This window comes from Mycobacterium sp. NGS66, from assembly GCF_059812225.1.
On sequence record NZ_JCALCG010000004.1, the window covers coordinates 236,053 to 251,783 of the forward strand.

Annotated in this window: 16 protein-coding genes and 1 tRNA gene; 11 read left to right on the plus strand and 6 right to left on the minus strand. The window is 65.3% G+C overall.

Annotated features, from left to right (window positions below; all coding sequences use genetic code 11):
• Positions 1-50: 50 nt before the first annotated feature.
• Complete coding sequence (locus AC5Y2L_RS11020) at positions 51-206, minus strand: DUF6131 family protein (protein WP_499935732.1); 156 nt, start codon at positions 204-206, stop codon at positions 51-53.
• A gap of 115 nt (positions 207-321) precedes the next feature.
• Between AC5Y2L_RS11020 and AC5Y2L_RS11025 the strand changes: the two genes are divergently transcribed.
• The 3 genes from AC5Y2L_RS11025 (at position 322) to AC5Y2L_RS11035 (ending at position 2,390) form a co-directional block, all read left to right on the plus strand.
• Positions 322-990, plus strand: coding sequence for a LuxR C-terminal-related transcriptional regulator (locus AC5Y2L_RS11025; RefSeq protein ID WP_499935734.1), 669 nt, complete (start codon positions 322-324; stop codon positions 988-990).
• Between the two features lie 166 nt (positions 991-1,156).
• Entirely contained in the window at positions 1,157-1,936 is a 780-nt protein-coding gene (locus AC5Y2L_RS11030; RefSeq protein WP_499935735.1) for an Fpg/Nei family DNA glycosylase, read from the plus strand.
• Positions 1,937-1,979: 43 nt separating this feature from the next.
• Positions 1,980-2,390, plus strand: coding sequence for a hypothetical protein (locus tag AC5Y2L_RS11035; RefSeq protein WP_499935737.1), 411 nt, complete (start codon positions 1,980-1,982; stop codon positions 2,388-2,390).
• Here AC5Y2L_RS11035 and coaE read toward each other — a convergent pair.
• The 3 genes from coaE to polA form a co-directional block, all read right to left on the minus strand.
• The gene (gene coaE / locus AC5Y2L_RS11040; RefSeq protein ID WP_499935738.1) at positions 2,387-3,610 is read right to left on the minus strand and encodes a dephospho-CoA kinase; all 1,224 of its coding nucleotides are present in this window, start codon (positions 3,608-3,610) and stop codon (positions 2,387-2,389) included. The genes AC5Y2L_RS11035 and coaE overlap by 4 nt on opposite strands.
• Positions 3,611-3,620: 10 nt before the next feature.
• Positions 3,621-5,066, minus strand: coding sequence for a 30S ribosomal protein S1 (gene rpsA, locus AC5Y2L_RS11045; protein ID WP_499935739.1), 1,446 nt, complete (start codon positions 5,064-5,066; stop codon positions 3,621-3,623).
• A gap of 178 nt (positions 5,067-5,244) precedes the next feature.
• Positions 5,245-7,908, minus strand: coding sequence for a DNA polymerase I (gene polA / locus AC5Y2L_RS11050; protein WP_499935812.1), 2,664 nt, complete (start codon positions 7,906-7,908; stop codon positions 5,245-5,247).
• Positions 7,909-8,028: 120 nt separating this feature from the next.
• On the opposite strand from polA, the gene AC5Y2L_RS11055 reads away from it, so the two are divergent.
• Both AC5Y2L_RS11055 and AC5Y2L_RS11060 read left to right on the plus strand, forming a co-directional pair.
• Positions 8,029-8,514 (plus strand): Zn-ribbon domain-containing OB-fold protein, encoded by a 486-nt coding sequence (locus tag AC5Y2L_RS11055; RefSeq protein ID WP_499935741.1) that lies wholly within the window; start codon positions 8,029-8,031, stop codon positions 8,512-8,514.
• Positions 8,514-9,722, plus strand: a complete 1,209-nt coding sequence (locus AC5Y2L_RS11060) for a lipid-transfer protein (protein WP_499935742.1) — start codon at positions 8,514-8,516, stop codon at positions 9,720-9,722. The genes AC5Y2L_RS11055 and AC5Y2L_RS11060 overlap by 1 nt, the downstream gene beginning before the upstream one ends.
• 74 nt (positions 9,723-9,796) lie before the next feature.
• Here AC5Y2L_RS11060 and AC5Y2L_RS11065 read toward each other — a convergent pair whose 3' ends face one another.
• On the minus strand, positions 9,797-10,414 hold the full coding sequence (locus AC5Y2L_RS11065; protein ID WP_499935744.1) for an ANTAR domain-containing response regulator: 618 nt from the start codon (positions 10,412-10,414) through the stop codon (positions 9,797-9,799).
• A 75-nt stretch (positions 10,415-10,489) separates the two neighbouring features.
• On the opposite strand from AC5Y2L_RS11065, the gene AC5Y2L_RS11070 reads away from it, so the two are divergent.
• Positions 10,490-10,563 (plus strand) — tRNA-Leu (locus AC5Y2L_RS11070).
• A gap of 220 nt (positions 10,564-10,783) precedes the next feature.
• On the opposite strand, the gene AC5Y2L_RS11075 is transcribed toward AC5Y2L_RS11070, so the two are convergent.
• Positions 10,784-11,035, minus strand: a complete 252-nt coding sequence (locus AC5Y2L_RS11075; RefSeq protein WP_499935746.1) for a hypothetical protein — start codon at positions 11,033-11,035, stop codon at positions 10,784-10,786.
• A 229-nt stretch (positions 11,036-11,264) separates the two neighbouring features.
• On the opposite strand from AC5Y2L_RS11075, the gene AC5Y2L_RS11080 reads away from it, so the two are divergent.
• The 5 genes from AC5Y2L_RS11080 (at position 11,265) to AC5Y2L_RS11100 (ending at position 15,723) form a co-directional block, all read left to right on the plus strand.
• Positions 11,265-11,555 (plus strand): hypothetical protein, encoded by a 291-nt coding sequence (locus tag AC5Y2L_RS11080; RefSeq protein ID WP_499935813.1) that lies wholly within the window; start codon positions 11,265-11,267, stop codon positions 11,553-11,555.
• Between the two features lie 48 nt (positions 11,556-11,603).
• A complete protein-coding gene (locus AC5Y2L_RS11085; protein ID WP_499935747.1) occupies positions 11,604-12,143 on the plus strand; it encodes a DUF488 domain-containing protein in 540 nt (179 codons plus the stop codon).
• A 9-nt stretch (positions 12,144-12,152) separates the two neighbouring features.
• Positions 12,153-13,484, plus strand: coding sequence for an adenylate/guanylate cyclase domain-containing protein (locus AC5Y2L_RS11090; RefSeq protein WP_499935749.1), 1,332 nt, complete (start codon positions 12,153-12,155; stop codon positions 13,482-13,484).
• A gap of 49 nt (positions 13,485-13,533) precedes the next feature.
• Positions 13,534-14,157 (plus strand): HdeD family acid-resistance protein, encoded by a 624-nt coding sequence (locus tag AC5Y2L_RS11095; RefSeq protein ID WP_499935751.1) that lies wholly within the window; start codon positions 13,534-13,536, stop codon positions 14,155-14,157.
• Positions 14,158-14,241: 84 nt separating this feature from the next.
• Complete coding sequence (locus AC5Y2L_RS11100) at positions 14,242-15,723, plus strand: cytochrome ubiquinol oxidase subunit I (RefSeq protein WP_499935752.1); 1,482 nt, start codon at positions 14,242-14,244, stop codon at positions 15,721-15,723.
• Positions 15,724-15,731 lie beyond the last annotated feature (8 nt).

The window sequence follows — 15,731 nt, forward strand, 5'->3', positions numbered from 1 at the left end:
GCGCTTTTGTGAGCTGCAGCACAACGCCGCAGGGTCGACTATTGCGGGAGTTAGAAGTAGTGCCGACGGCCGCCCACGGCTCGTCCGGTGCTGCCCAGAATCGCCAGGATCACGCCAACCACAAGTGCGATAATCCCGAGGGTCCACAGGATGTGCATCTTGAGCACGAGCCCTGCGACCAGCAGGATGATGCCGAGAATAATCATGACGAGCCTTCCTCGTTGATGGTGACCGGCCGGGTCGGTCGACCCGACTTCTGCTCTCAGTCGACCACCCTTAAGGGGGGTAGAAATACACCCTTAAGGAGGTAATCTCGCCGACATGCCGGCTTCGCCTCGGCGGCCGATCACGGTGGCGCTCGTCGACGACTATGACGTTGTCGTCAAGGGCGTGGCCAACATGCTCGAGCCATACCGGGACCGCATCGTAATCGCGGAACTCGACTCCACCATGCCCGTCAAAGACACGGTCGACATCGTCTTGTACGACTCATTCGCCCAACCCGAATCTGATCACGAAGAGATCGGGGTACTGGTTGCCAACCCCCGTGCGCGCCGAGTTGTGGTCTACACCTGGAACTTTCACCCAGATCTCGTCGAAAGTGCACGGCAACACGGAGCACACGGGTATCTGTCGAAGACTCTCCCGGCACGGGAGTTGGTCGCCGCATTGGAGGCGGTACACGCCGGCGAGGTGGTCATCAGCGACGTCGAAGGGCGCGCGCGCAGCGTTCCGGGGCTGGACTGGCCCGGCCGCGGCGAAGGGCTGAGTGACCGCGAGTCAGAGGTCCTGGCCTTGATCACGCAGGGCATGAGCAATGCCGACGTCGCGCGGCTGACCTACTTGAGTCCGAACACGGTGAAGTCCTACATCCGCACGATCTACCGCAAAATCGGCGTTGCCAGCCGCACTCAGGCGGTGCTGTGGGGTGTGGACCACGGCTTCACCCCGGACCATCACCGCATCGAACACTGGCGCGGCGGACCCTGAGTTTCTGCACCGGCACGCCGGGAACTCTCCGGTATGGCATCGCGCAACTACCGCCCGCCCACGCTGACTATCCGTGATGTCCCTAAACATCCTGCGCAACAACCTGATCCAAGGCCCGCTATGCCGCGGTACTCGCAATCGTTGGTGCGGCGCCTGGCGAGGCTTCGTGCCTGAGTTGCCCGATGTGGAAGGGTTTCGGCGCGAATTGGCCGACGCCTTGCCGGGCCGGCAGATCACGCATGTGGAGGTGCGCGATCCCGGCGTTCTGCGCAACATCACCGCTGCGGCTTTCCGACGTCAGCTGAGCGGGCATTGCTTCAAATCTCCACGCCGGCATGGCAAATGGCTAATCCTGCCGACCGACGGCCCGACGCTGTTGGTGCACAGTGGCATGACCGGCCATCCGTACTACGCCCCCGAGCGCGCTGCCGAAAAGGGGTACGAGCGGCTGGTGCTATCGCTGGACGTGGGCGAACTGCGCTACGCCGACCTCCGCAAGCTGCGCGGCATCTGGCTGGCGTGGGACGAGGACGACATCGGGCACATCACCGGACCGCAGGGTCCCGACGCGCTGGGCATCGGCCTGCGCGCGTTCCGCGAGGCGTTGTCGGGTAGACGTGGTCGGTTGAAAACGACGCTCATGGACCAATCGGTGATCGCCGGCCTCGGCAACCTGTTGGTCGACGAGATCTGCTGGCGGGCACGCATACCGCCAACCCGTCCGGTCCCCGACCTGACCGCCGGCGACGTGAAACGCCTGCATTCCGCGATGGCTGCGGTGTTGCGCACCGCGGTGCGGCACGGGCGCGTCCCCGGCCTGCCGCGCTGGCTTACCGCAGCGCGCGACGACCCCGAACCGCACTGCCCACGTTGCGGCGCAGCGTTGAGTCATACCCGGATAAACGGACGCACGTCGTGGTGGTGCCCAAGCTGTCAGAACCAATAGGTGCGGCAGGCCCCCCATATCGTCGGGCGTAATCTCAGCGACTATGAGTCCATACCTGCGTAGCTGGCTCCCGATGACCGCCGTGACGCTGATAGCGGCTGGCTCTCAGCTGTTTCCGGCGACGGCACGGGCCGAACTGCACAACATCACCTACATCGCCAGGGTCGACGGCGTGACGACCGGCAGTCAGGCGACCTTCGTCATCACCGGCGGACAGACCAACACGGCACCGTTAGGCACGTTGCCGGGCCGCGGGTTTGAGGCCAACACCGTGCTCGACGACCCGCAAAAGGCCGGCCTGCGGATCGTGGTGCGCTGGCCCTACTCGGCCAACGTGCACTGCGAGATCGACGTGGACGACAACGTTTTCGTGCAAGTCGACCAGCGCGTCGCGCCGGTGCCCGGTAATGCCGATCCGAACAACGGCGTGCTGCAGTGCGGCGCGCCGATCTAAGGCCGCCAACCGGTGGAATCGGCCCACTCCCAGGCTCTGCGGTAGGCGTCGGCAAACCACGGCTCCTTGGCTTCGGCGTAGTGGGTCGTGTCCGCGCCATGCAGTGCCGCGCTCCGTTCGGCCGCGCGCTTGACTTCCAGATAGTCCTCGCGCGCAGCACGATTAGCCTTCAGCCAGTCGACGAACAGCAATGCAAACTGTTGATCCGGCCAGCCGTCGACCCGGATATGCACGTTGGTGGGCCGGCCGGGGTCCGCCGATCCGTGAAACCGCTTGTGCCACAGCGCCGGATCGTCGCTGTGGTCGTAGCGGCCGACGGTGCTGCGGGCATCAACCTTTCCCCAGTCCGCGGTGATGCGCTCGACGCGTGGATACCCGGCGGCCAGCAGCGGCTCGACGAGTTCATCTGCGACAGCGAGTGATTCGACGGTGACCTGGACGTCGATGACGTCCTTGGCCGGGAAGTCCGGCACCGCCGTCGACCCGATGTGGTCCACCCGCAACGCCCGATGACCACACGCGGTCTTCAAGCGATTGAGGATGCGCTGCGCCTGAGCGGGCCACGTGGGATCGGCTGGGACCAATCGGGCAGGTGCTCGGAAGATCTCGCGTTCACTCAAGTTGTGTGCGAACGGCAATATCCGGTTGTTCCATACGTCTCGGCCGCGCTGCTCCAAAGCATCTGGGCTGCCGGAGTTGTCCAGCCAGATGTCGGCGACGGCACGACGCTGCTCGTCGGTGGCCTGCGCGGCGATCCTCGCGCGGGCGTCGTCTTCGGACATGCCACGTTGCTCGACCAGCCGTCGCACCCGCAGTTCCACGTCGGCGTGCACGATCACCACCAGCGGGAACAGCGGCGCCATTCCCGACTCCACCAGCAACGGAATGTCTTCCACCACAACGGCGTCGTCGGACACAGACGCGATGATCTCCGCCCGACGCTTACCAACGAGTGGGTGCACGATGCCGTTGAGCTTCTTGCGTTCCTCGTCGTCGGCAAATGCCTTGGCGGCCAACGCCGGCCGATCCAGCGCCCCGTCGGGCCGCAGGATGTCCTCACCGAACGCGTCGACCAGTGCTGCCAGTCCCTCGGTGCCCGGCTCGACCACCTCGCGGGCGATGACATCGCCGTCGACGATGATCCCACCGCATTCCGCGAAGGTCGCGGACAGCGCCGACTTACCGGCGCCGATACCGCCGGTCAACCCGATGCGCAGCATCCGTGCCGGATTAGGCGCTGCCGGCGAGCTTTTCCCGCAGGGCGGCCAGCTGGGCGTCGCTGGCCAGCGAACCACCGGCCGCCTTTTCGGGAGCGCCGCTGCTGGATGGTGCCTGCTCGCCACCGCCATGTCCGGCGGCCTCGGCGGCGGCGAACTTCTCCATCTGCGCGGTGTGCATCTTGTGCCGGCGCTCGGCCTCGGCGTAGCGGGCTTCCCATTCGTTGCGCTGGGCGTCGAAACCCTCGAGCCATTCGTTGGTTTCGGGGTCGAAGCCCTCGGGGAAGATGTAGTTGCCCTGCTCGTCGTAGCTGTCGGCCATGCCGTACTTGGCCGGGTCGAACTCTTCGGTGTAGTCCTCGTTGGCCTGCTTGAGCGACAACGAGATTCGGCGGCGCTCCAGGTCGATGTCGATGACCTTGACCATGGCGTCGTCGCCGACGGCGACCACCTGGTCGGGTACCTCGACGTGCCGCTCGGCCAGCTCGGAGATGTGCACCAGGCCCTCGATGCCCTCCTCGACGCGGACGAACGCACCGAACGGGACCAGCTTGGTGACCTTGCCCGGCACGATCTGCCCGATGGCGTGGGTGCGGGCGAAATGCCGCCATGGGTCTTCCTGGGTTGCCTTGAGCGACAACGAGACCCGCTCGCGGTCCATGTCGACGTCGAGCACCTCGACGGTGACCTCGTCGCCCACCTGGACCACCTCGGAGGGATGGTCGATGTGCTTCCAGGACAGCTCGGAGACGTGCACCAGACCGTCCACACCGCCGAGGTCGACGAACGCGCCGAAGTTGACGATCGACGAGACCACACCCTTGCGGATGGTGCCCTTCTGCAGCTGGTTGAGGAACTCGCTGCGCACCTCGGACTGGGTCTGCTCCAGCCAGGCCCGGCGGCTCAGCACCACGTTGTTGCGGTTCTTGTCCAGCTCGATGATCTTGGCTTCGATCTCCTTGCCGATGTAGGGCTGCAGATCGCGCACCCGGCGCATCTCGACCAGCGATGCGGGCAGGAAGCCGCGCAGCCCGATGTCGAGGATCAAGCCACCTTTGACCACCTCGATGACGGTGCCCTTGACGGCCTCGTCCTTGGCTTTGAGCGCCTCGATGGTCCCCCAGGCGCGCTCGTACTGGGCGCGCTTCTTGGACAGGATCAGCCGGCCCTCTTTGTCCTCCTTGGTGAGAACCAGGGCTTCGACCTCATCGCCGACGGAAACGACCTCGTTGGGGTCGACGTCGTGCTTGATGGAGAGCTCTCGGGCGGGGATGACCCCTTCGGTCTTGTAGCCGATGTCGAGGAGCACCTCGTCCCGGTCCACTTTGACGATCGTGCCTTCGACGATGTCGCCGTCGTTGAAGTATTTGATCGTTTTGTCGATTGCTGCGAGAAAGTCCTCGCTGGTGCCTATGTCGTTGACGGCTACTTGCGGCGAGGTGACGGTGGGACTCGGCATATTGTTGGTTTGCTCCGGACAGGGTCAGGTCGTAGGGACTAAGTGACAGTTGTTGTTGGTGTGACCCGCCATAGCGCACCAACGGGCACCTGTCGAGGCTACTCGACTGCGTACATGCTGGACAAACCCGGTCTTCCCAGCTGGTAATTCGTGGTCGGAGTCCCGTCCGGGTCAGCGCCTAATGAGCCGCCGCGTCCCAGCTGCGGCCGTAGCCCACTGACACCTCCAGTGGGACGTCGAGCGGATATGCACCGCCCATCTTCTCGCGGACCAGGGCCTCGACCTGCTCCCGCTCGCCGGGCGCGATTTCGAACAAAAGTTCGTCGTGTACCTGCAGCAACATGCGCGACGCCAGCCCGGCCGCTTTGAGCGCCTTGTCGACTTCGATCATCGCCACCTTGATGATGTCGGCCGCGCTGCCCTGAATCGGCGCGTTGAGCGCCGCCCGCTCGGCGGCCTCGCGGACCTGACGATTGCTGCTGTCCAGCTCGGGCAGGTACCGCCGGCGACCCAGCACCGTCGAGGTATAGCCGTCCTTGCGGGCCTGCTCGACCACGTCCAACAGATAGTCGCGCACCCCGCCGAAGCGGGCGAAGTACTGATCCATCTGGACCTTCGCCTCTTCGGTGGAAATCTTCAGCTGGGCGGCCAACCCGTACGCACTCAGCCCGTAGGCCAGCCCGTACGACATGGCCTTGACTCGGCGCCGCAACTCCGCGGTGACCTTCTCGATCGGCACCCCGAATGCACGCGACGCGACGAACGAGTGCAGGTCCTCCCCCGTCCGGAAGGCTTCGATGAGGCCCTCATCGCAGGACAGGTGCGCCATGATCCGCATCTCGATCTGGCTGTAGTCGGCGGTCATCAGCTCGGTGTAGCCGTTCCCCACCACGAACGCGTCGCGGATCTGACGTCCGGCGTCGGTACGGATCGGGATGTTTTGCAGGTTGGGCTCGGTCGACGACAGCCTGCCCGTCGCCGCGATCGTCTGGTTGAACGTGGTGTGGATGCGGCCGTCGGCGGCCACCGAATTGAGCAATCCGTCGACGGTGACCTTGAGCCGGGTGACATCGCGGTGGGCCAGCAGATGCTGCAGGAACGGGTGCCCGGTCTTGTCAAACAACGACTGCAGCGCGTCCGCGTCGGTGGTGTAGCCGGTTTTGGTGCGCTTGGTCTTTGGCATGCCCAGTTCGTCGAAGAGCACGACCTGCAGCTGCTTGGGTGAGCCCAGGTTTATCTGTTTGCCGATCACGGCGTATGCGGCCTCGGCGGCGTCGCGGATCTGATCACCGAACTGGCTTTGCAGCTCGGTCAGCATCTTCAGGTCGACGGCAATGCCCGCGGCCTCCATGTCGGCCAGCACCTGCTGAACCGGGAGCTCCATCTCGCCCAGCAGGGCGGTGGAGTCGATGCGGGCGAGCTCTTCGTCGAGCGCGTCGGCGAGATCCAGCACCGCCCGGGCCCGCAGGATGACCGTTTGGACGGCTTGCGCGTCCACCCCGTCCATGTCGTCGAGGAGCGAAAGCTGTTGCTGTTCAGGCGTTTCCGCGCGCAGCTCGCGGCGTAGGTAGCGCAACGACAAGTCGTCGAGGGTGAAGCTGCGCTGACCCGGGCGCACCAGATAGGCCGCCAGCGCGGTGTCGGAGGTGACCCCGTTGAGCGTCCACCCACGTCCGGCGAGGTCGTGCATGGCCAGCTTCGCTTCGTGCAGGGCTTTCGGCTGCCCGGGATCGGCCAGCCAGGCCGACAGCGCGGCGTCGTCGTCGGTTGTCAATGTCGCGGTGTCGATGTAGCCGCCTTCGCCGTCGGCCGCGGCGATGGCCAGCGCGGTGGCATCCCCGTCGTAGGGCAGATGGGTGCCCACGACGGCCAGCCCAGACCGACGTCCGTCACCGGCGTGCTCGGCCAGCCACTGCCGGACCGTGCCCGGCTCCAGTGCATCGCCGCGCACGTCGAAACCCTCGTCGACCTCGGGCTCGACCGCCGCCAGCGTCTCGAACAGCCGGTCGCGCAGCACCCGGAACTCGAGGTCGTCGAAAAGCCGGTGGATCTGGTCGCGGTCCCAGGGCAGCAGCCGCAGAGTGTCGGGCGTCTGCGCCAACGGCACATCGCGCACCAACTCGGTGAGGTCCCGGTTCAGCACGACGTTGGCCACGTGCGCGCGCAACGCGTCTCCCACCTTGCCGCGCACCGAGTCGACGTTGTCGACCAGCGATTGCAGCGTGCCGTACTCGGCGATCCACTTGGACGCGGTCTTCTCCCCGACACCGGGAATGCCGGGCAGGTTGTCGCTGGGATCACCGCGCAGGGCGGCGAAGTCCGGATATTGCTTGGGGGTGAGTCCGTACTTCTCGACGACGGCTTCCGGGGTGAAGCGGGTGAGCTCGCTGACGCCCTTGCGCGGGTACAGCACGGTCACGTCGTCGCTTACGAGTTGCAGCGAGTCACGATCGCCGGTGACCACCAGCACCCGGTAGCCCTGGCTCTCGGCCTGCGTGGCCAGCGTCGCGATGATGTCGTCGGCCTCGAAGCCGGGCTCCGCGAGCACGGTAATGCCCAGTGCCGCAAGGACTTCCTTGGTGATGTCGATTTGGCCGTGGAACTCGTCTGGGGTCGATGACCGGTTGGCTTTGTATTCCGGGTAGCGCTCGGAACGGAAGGTCTGCCGTGATACGTCGAATGCGGCCGCGATGTGCGTCGGCGACTCGTCGCGCAGCAGGTTGATCAGCATGGCGGTGAAGCCGTAGACCGCGTTGGTGGTCAGCCCGCCGCGCGTTTTGAAGTTCTCCGCCGGCAACGCGTAGAAGGCGCGAAACGCCAACGAATTGCCGTCCAGCAACATCAGTGTCGGCTTGCCGTCCTCGGTCACGGCTTTCACTCTAGGCAGTCGGTCCGACGGGCCATGCGCCCCTCGAACTGGAACACGTTTCAGTTTTGGGCTGGCGCTCGGTAGGCTGGCCCGATGCCCGAGGTCACCAGCCAAGAACCGGCGATCGATGGATGGTTCGCCACCGATGACGCCGGCAATCCGCATCTGATCGGCAGCAAGTGCCCGCAGTGTGGCACGTACGTCTTCCCGCCACGCGAGAACAACTGCCCCAACCCGGCCTGCGACAGCGACACCCTGGAGTCGGTCGCCTTGTCCCGCCGGGGAAAGCTGTGGAGCTACACCGAAAACCGTTATCCCCCACCGCCGCCCTACCCCGCGCCCGATCCCTTCGAGCCGTTTGCCATCGCGGCGGTGGAGCTTGCCGACGAGGGACTCATCGTGCTGGGAAAGGTGGTTGCGGGCACGCTGGCGGCCGACTTGAAAGTCGGGATGCAGATGGAGTTGACCACGATGCCGCTGTTCACCGATGACGACGGCATCGAGCGCATCGTGTACGCGTGGAGGATCTCGTCCGCCGGCGACGATGTAGAGGGCAGCGATGAGGAGGAGCGGCGCTGATGACACCGAGCACTCCCGAACCGCTGTACATCCTGGGCGCCGGAATGCACCCGTGGGGCAAATGGGGCCGGGACTTCACCGAATACGGCGTCGTCGCCGCGCGGGCGGCGCTGCGCGAGGCCGGGCTGGACTGGCGCCAGATCCAGCTGGTCGCCGGGGCCGACACCATTCGCAACGGCTACCCGGGCTTTATTGCCGGGTCGACGTTCGCGCAGAAGCTGGGGTGGAACGGCGTGCCGGTCAGCTCCAGCTACGCCGCATGCGCCAGCGGGTCGCAGGCGTTGCAGAGCGCGCGGGCGCAGATCCTGGCGGGCTTCTGCGACGTCGCGCTGGTGATCGGCGCCGACACCACTCCCAAGGGGGCTTTTGCTCCGGTTGGCGGGGAACGCAAGAACGACCCCGACTGGCAACGGTTCCACCTGATCGGCGCGATGAACCCGGTGTACTTCGCGCTGCTTGCGCGGCGCCGGATGGACCTCTACGGCGCTACACCAGAGGATTTCGCCCAGGTGAAGGTCAAAAACTCCCGGCATGGCCTGCAGAACCCCAATGCTCGCTACCGCAAGGAGTCCTCGGTCGAGGACGTGCTGGCCAGCCCGGTGGTGGCCGAGCCGTTGCGGCAGCTCGACATCTGTGCCACCTCCGACGGGGCCGCGGCGCTGATCGTGGCAAGCGCGGATTTCGCCCGCAAGCATCTGGGCTCGCTCGACGGTGTGCCGTCGGTCCGCGCGGTCAGCACCGTCACTCCGCGCTACCCCCAGCACCTGCCCGAATTACCGGATATCGCAACGGATTCCACCGCTGTGGTGCCTGCACCGGATCGGGTGTTCAAAGACCAGATCCTCGACGCCGCGTATGCCGAGGCGGGTATCGGGCCGGAAGACGTGAGCCTGGCCGAGGTCTACGACCTGTCCACCGCGCTGGAACTCGACTGGTACGAACACTTGGGGCTGTGCGCCAAAGGTGAGGCCGAGGCGTTGCTGCGCAGCGGCGCGACCACCATTGGCGGCAAGGTTCCGGTCAACCCGTCGGGCGGACTGGCGTGCTTCGGGGAGGCCATTCCCGCGCAGGCGATTGCTCAGGTCTGCGAACTCACTTGGCAGCTGCGCGGTCAGGCCACCGGCCGCCAAGTGGAGAACGCGACCGTCGGCGTCACCGCGAACCAGGGGCTGTTCGGTCACGGCTCATCGGTGATCGTGGCTCGGTAAGGACTTTTCCCCGGCGAGGGACCGCAAATGTACGCCCAACATGGCGTATCGGCGTACATACGCGGACGCTCGCGCTACGCGTCGGTGGGGTCGGACAGGGTTTCCAGCACGATTTCGGCGACCCGCTTCATGGTGGTCCGCCGGTCCATGGCGGCCCGTTGAATCCACTTGAACGCTTCCGGCTCGGTCATGTTCTGCTTTGCCTGTAATAGGCCTTTGGCCCGTTCGACGAGCTTGCGGGTCTCCAGCCGCTCGGTCAACGTCGCCACTTCCTGCTCCAGCGCGCTGAGCTCGCCGAACCTGCTGACGGCCAACTCGATGGCGGGGATCAGGTCGCTGATGGTGAACGGCTTCACCAAGTAGGCCATCGCTCCCGCGTCGCGGGCGCGCTCGACGAGGTCCCGCTGGCTGAACGCGGTCAGCACGACAATCGGTGCGATGCGCTTGCTGGCGATTTCCGATGCGGCGTCGATACCGTCGCGGCGCGGCATCTTGACGTCCATGATCACCAGGTCCGGCTTGTGCAGCTCGGCCAGCTCGACGGCTTCCTGGCCGTCACCGGCTTCTCCGACGATGTCGTACCCCTCCTCCCGCAGCATCTCGGCAAGGTCCAATCGGATGAGCGCTTCGTCTTCAGCGATCAGGACCCGGCGCGGCGTGGCGGCGTCGGCGTCGGTCATGGAGCCCGTCATGACGGACATTGTGTCGTGGGCGGCAATGACCAGCGACGTCGGGTCTCATCTAAGCTGGCTGCCGAGCACAGACCAGCCCTCGTATCCCAACTGGCAGAGGAAACGGACTCAAAACCCGTACAGTGTGGGTTCGAATCCCACCGAGGGCACGCATAACGCCTGCTCATGGCATATTTTCGCCGGATGCCACAGCGGGCAGCGGTCGGCCAGTACGCAGTCGGTCAGCAGCTTCGAACGCGTCCGCGATCCGGCCCCAATCGTCAGGAACTAGGTGCCCCTGCCGGTCCAAGGTGAGCGCGGCCGTCTGGTGACCTAGCAGGGTCTTGAACCGCAGACAGCGAACACCCGGCAATCGACGTGGGGCGTCGGCTAGCAGGGGTCGCCGTCTGGCGTGTAGTACGGCACGCCTTCGACTGTGTAGCACGGCGGCTGGCCAGCGGCGGCCTGCCCCGCCGCCTCGGCGTCGGCGGCGGTCGCTACCCTCGCCCCCGGGTCAGCGCACACGCCCACCGAGACGTGGCGACCACCAACGTCGCCGCATATATCGGCATGCGCAGCGGGTGTCGGCGACAACACCACAGCGGATGCCAGCAAAACCCCCGCGACCACAATCTTGACCATTGCCTGAGTCTATGCTCGGCTGACCATCCCGGAGGTGCATTAGCCGAGTGCGCCGATCATCGCAGGCCAGCTCGACGCCGAACGTGTACTGGCTGCGAGATTTTCGCTTGATTCTCGCAGTGAGTACACGCTCGGCGAGCGCAAGAGCACTTCCGGAATATCAATCCGCTGAATTCGCACAATTGCCCTCAGCTAAATCCCCTGAGGGGAGACCGCGATGAATCTGTGGGTGCGGTCTCGGGCAGCCGACGGAATCGCGGTTTTGGCTTTGACCTCAATTCCTGAGATATATGCCGTCGTGCAACCCACCGGTGTGGCCAACGCCGACGTCTGCGTGGGCGCGGGCAGGCGTATTTCCGTCAGCGGGTGTACCAACGTTGCCGATACGGTCGACGCCTACGCACCGCCGCCGGCTGCCTATGCGCCGCTGCCGCAGGACTTTCCGCCACCACCGCCACCTCCGCCGGTAAGTGTGTGCGTGGGAGCCGGGCGGCGGATCCATGTCAGTGGATGCACCTAGCCGAGCGGATCCCGCTATACCGGCTGCTGTCGTGGGCACTCCGAGAGCATGCTGTACACGATCGGGCATGGCGCGAAGACCGCCGAGCAACTGACCGCCGCACTTCGCCGGCACGGCATCGAATTGCTGGTCGACGTCCGCAGCTTCCCGGGCTCGCGCCGCAACCCTGACGTGTCCAAGCAAGCAATGCCGGGGTGGTTGGCCCGCGCCGGCATCGCCTATCGGCACGTGCCGGACCTGGGTGGACGACGCAAGCCACCCGCCCGCGCGTCAGCGCGCGATCAGTGGTGGGAGAACGCGGCATTCGCCAATTACGCCGCACATACCCGCACGCCGGGCTTTCAAGCCGCCTACCAAAAACTGCTCAGGGATGCCGAAACCCGCAATGTCGCCATCATGTGTGGCGAGCCGACCTGGTGGCGTTGCCATCGACGCATGATCGCCGATTTGGCCACCCGCGACGGACACCCGGTGCACCACATCATGCCCAACGAGTCGTTGTCACTGCACCGCATTTCCGAGTGGCTCACCCATGAGGTGCCTAGCGGTGCTGATGAGAGGGCCGACAATGGTGAATTCAACCGTTAGTCTCTTAACGTGGGCGCAAAAGCATGTCGTGCCTCATCAGCAGGAGTGGACGGCTCGTCGCGCCGCCCGGACTGTGTCGCGGCGGTGCGGGCGCAAACTCGTGACCGCGACCAGCACTACGCAGAGCGTGTGGCGCGTCGCGCTCGGGTACTCAACATCGCCGCGTGGCTGGCCGTGGTGGTCAGTATCGCCTTTGTCGCGATGCAACTGCTGATCGGCGCGTGGCTCTGGCAGGTCGTCCTGGTCAACGTCGCCGGCGCGGTGATCTTCGCGATCGTCCCGATGCTGCACCGCTTCGGAGAATTGGTGGCGCCGCTGACGTTCGTCAGCGCGGCTTACGCCACCGTCTTCGCCAGCGTCTGGGACGTGGGCACCGGTTCGGGCGCCCATTTCTTCTTCCTGGTCGGCGCCTGTCTGGGGGTGCTGGTGCTCGGCATCGAACACATCGTGCTGGCGGGCTGTCTGGCGGCGGTCGCCGCCGGCCTGATCATCGCGACCGAGTTCCTGGTGCCGAGCAACACCGGGCTGCAACCGGCCTGGGCCCAGTCGCTGGGCTTTGTCATCACCACTCTGTCGGCCATCGGCGTAGCGGTGGTGACGGTGTGGTTCGCCCTGCGCGACACCGCGCGGGCCGAGGCGGTCATGGAATCGGAGTACGACCGCTCGGAAGCGCTGCTGGTCAACATGCTGCCGGCCAGCATCGCGGAGCGGCTCAAGGATCCGGAGCGAGACGTCATCGCCGACAAGTACGACGATGCTTCGGTCCTGTTCGCCGACATTGCCGGGTTCACCGAGCGAGCCAGCGGCACCGCCCCGGCCGAGCTGCTGCGATTTCTGGATCGCCTGTACAGCGCATTCGACGCGCTGGTGGACAAGCACGGGCTGGAGAAGATCAAGGTCAGCGGCGATTCCTACATGGTGGTCAGCGGGGTGCCGCGACCCCGGCCCGATCACGTCGAGGCGCTGGCCGACTTCGCCCTCGACATGGCCGATGCGGCAGCCGCACTCAAGGATCCTTACGGCAAGGCGGTACCCATCCGGATCGGGATGGCCAACGGCCCGGTGGTCGCCGGTGTCGTCGGGTCGCGCCGGTTCTTCTACGACGTGTGGGGCGACGCCGTAAATGTCGCGTCGCGGATGGAAACCACCGACTCCGTGGGCCGGATTCAAGTTCCCGAGACGGTCTACGAGCGCCTCAAGGACCGCTATGTGCTACAGGCGCGCGGCAGCATCGACGTCAAGGGCAAGGGCGTCATGCGCACGTGGTATCTGATCGGACGCAAGCCGGTCGAAGACTCCGGTGACCTGGTCGTGCAGGAAGCGGATACCGCGACCGTTTAGCAGCTCCGTACGTCTATGCCGCGACGGGCGCATGTGACACACTGCGGCCATGGAACCAACCCCTGCAACCCCCGCTGTTCCAACCCTGTTGCCCCACTTGTGGAAATCCACCCTGATATCGGGTCTTCTGACGCTGGCCCTCGGCATCGTGGTGCTGGCATGGCCGGGCCGAACGGTCCTGGTCGCCGCGGTCATTTTCGGCGTCTACCTACTGGTCACCGGCATCTGGCAAGTTGTGTTCGCGTTCAGCTTGCACATCTCGGCGGGCGGCCGCGTGCTGTTGTTCATCAGCGGGGCCGCCGCATTGGTCTTGGCATTCCTGGCATTTCGTCATTTCGGCACGGGCAACGAGGCGACCGCCGTGTACCTGTTGGCGATTTGGATCGGCATCGGGTTCATCTTCCGTGGTGTGGCGACGACGGTTTCGGCCATCCACGACCCCACCCTGCCGGGCCGCGGGTGGGAGATCTTCCTAGGCGTGATGAGCCTGCTGGCCGGCATGATCATGCTCGGATCACCGTTCGACACCATCGTGATCCTGGCGTGGGTGGTGGGCGTATGGCTCGTGGTAATCGGCGTCTCCGAGATCGTGTCGTCGTTCGCGATCCGCAAGGCGTCGAAAACGCTCGGTGAGGCGGTGTCCCGCATTAGCCGCCCTGAGCAGCTGCCGTAGCGGAATCGACGGTGGCGTCTCCCCCGGCGTCCTACTACACTGCGTCGTAGCAGACTACGTCCCTGCAGCCCCGGAGATGACGAGATGAATGTCGTCGACATTTCGCGGTGGCAGTTCGGCATCACGACCGTCTACCACTTCATCTTTGTCCCGCTGACGATCGGGCTGGCTCCCCTGCTGGCCGTGATGCAGACCGTGTGGGTGGTCACCGACAACGTCGCCTGGTACCGCCTCACCAAGTTCTTCGGGAAGTTGTTCCTGATCAACTTCGCCATCGGCGTGGCGACCGGAATCGTGCAGGAATTCCAGTTCGGCATGAACTGGAGCGAGTACTCGCGGTTCGTCGGCGACATCTTCGGCGCACCGCTGGCCATGGAGGGCCTGGCCGCCTTCTTCTTCGAATCCACCTTCATCGGCCTGTGGATCTTCGGCTGGACCCGACTGCCCCGACTGGTCCACCTGGCCTGCATCTGGATTGTGGCGATCGGGGTCAACGTCTCCGCATTTTTCATCATCGCGGCGAACTCCTTCATGCAGCACCCGGTGGGGGCGCACTACAACCCGGGGACTCACCGAGCCGAACTGAACAGCATCGGGGCCCTGCTGACCAATAACACTGCGCAAGCGGCGTTCACCCACACGGTCCTCGGCGCCCTGCTGACCGCCGCGACCTTCGTCGCCGCGGTGAGCGGGTGGTGGCTGGTGCGCTCGCACCGTGCCGAAGCACCAACCGACACGGCCGACGAGCCTGAACCAACCGCACGAACCATGTTCCGTCCCGCCACGATCCTGGGATGCGGTGTTGCGTTGGCCGCCACGGCCGGGTTGTTCTTCACCGGCGACCATCAGGGCAAGCTGATGTTCCAGCAGCAGCCGATGAAGATGGCATCCGCGGAATCGTTGTGCGACACCGAAACCGACCCGGACTTCTCCATCCTGACCGTCGGCAGGCAGAACAACTGCGACCACCTGAGCCGCGTCATCCAGGTGCCCTACGTGCTGCCGATCCTGGCCGAAGGCAAGGCGAAGGACGTCACGCTCAAAGGCGTTCGTAATCTGCAGCAGGAATACCAACAGCGATTCGGGCCAAATGACTACCGGCCCAACCTGTTTGTCACCTACTGGTCGTTTCGCGCCATGATTGGACTCCTGGCGATTCCGGTGCTGTTCGCCTTGTGTGCCCTGTGGCTCACCCGCGGCGGGCGGGTCCCGAATCAGCGCTGGTTCGCCTGGTTCGCGCTGTTGACCATTCCGACCCCGTTCCTGGCCAACAGCGCCGGCTGGGTCTTCACCGAGATGGGCCGCCAACCCTGGATCGTCGTGCCGAATCCGACGGGCGATCAGCAGGTGCGGCTCACCGTCGCCGAAGGCGTCTCCAACCACGGTTCCGGCGTCGTCGTCATCTCGCTGACGTTGTTCACCCTGGTCTACGGCGTGCTCGCGGTCGTGTGGTTCTTCCTGCTCAAGCGCTACATCGTCGAAGGACCGCTGGAACACGACGCCGAGCCGGCCCCGGCCCGCGCACCGGACGAGGACGAGGTGGCGCCGCTGTCGTTCGCGTATTGACACCGTGT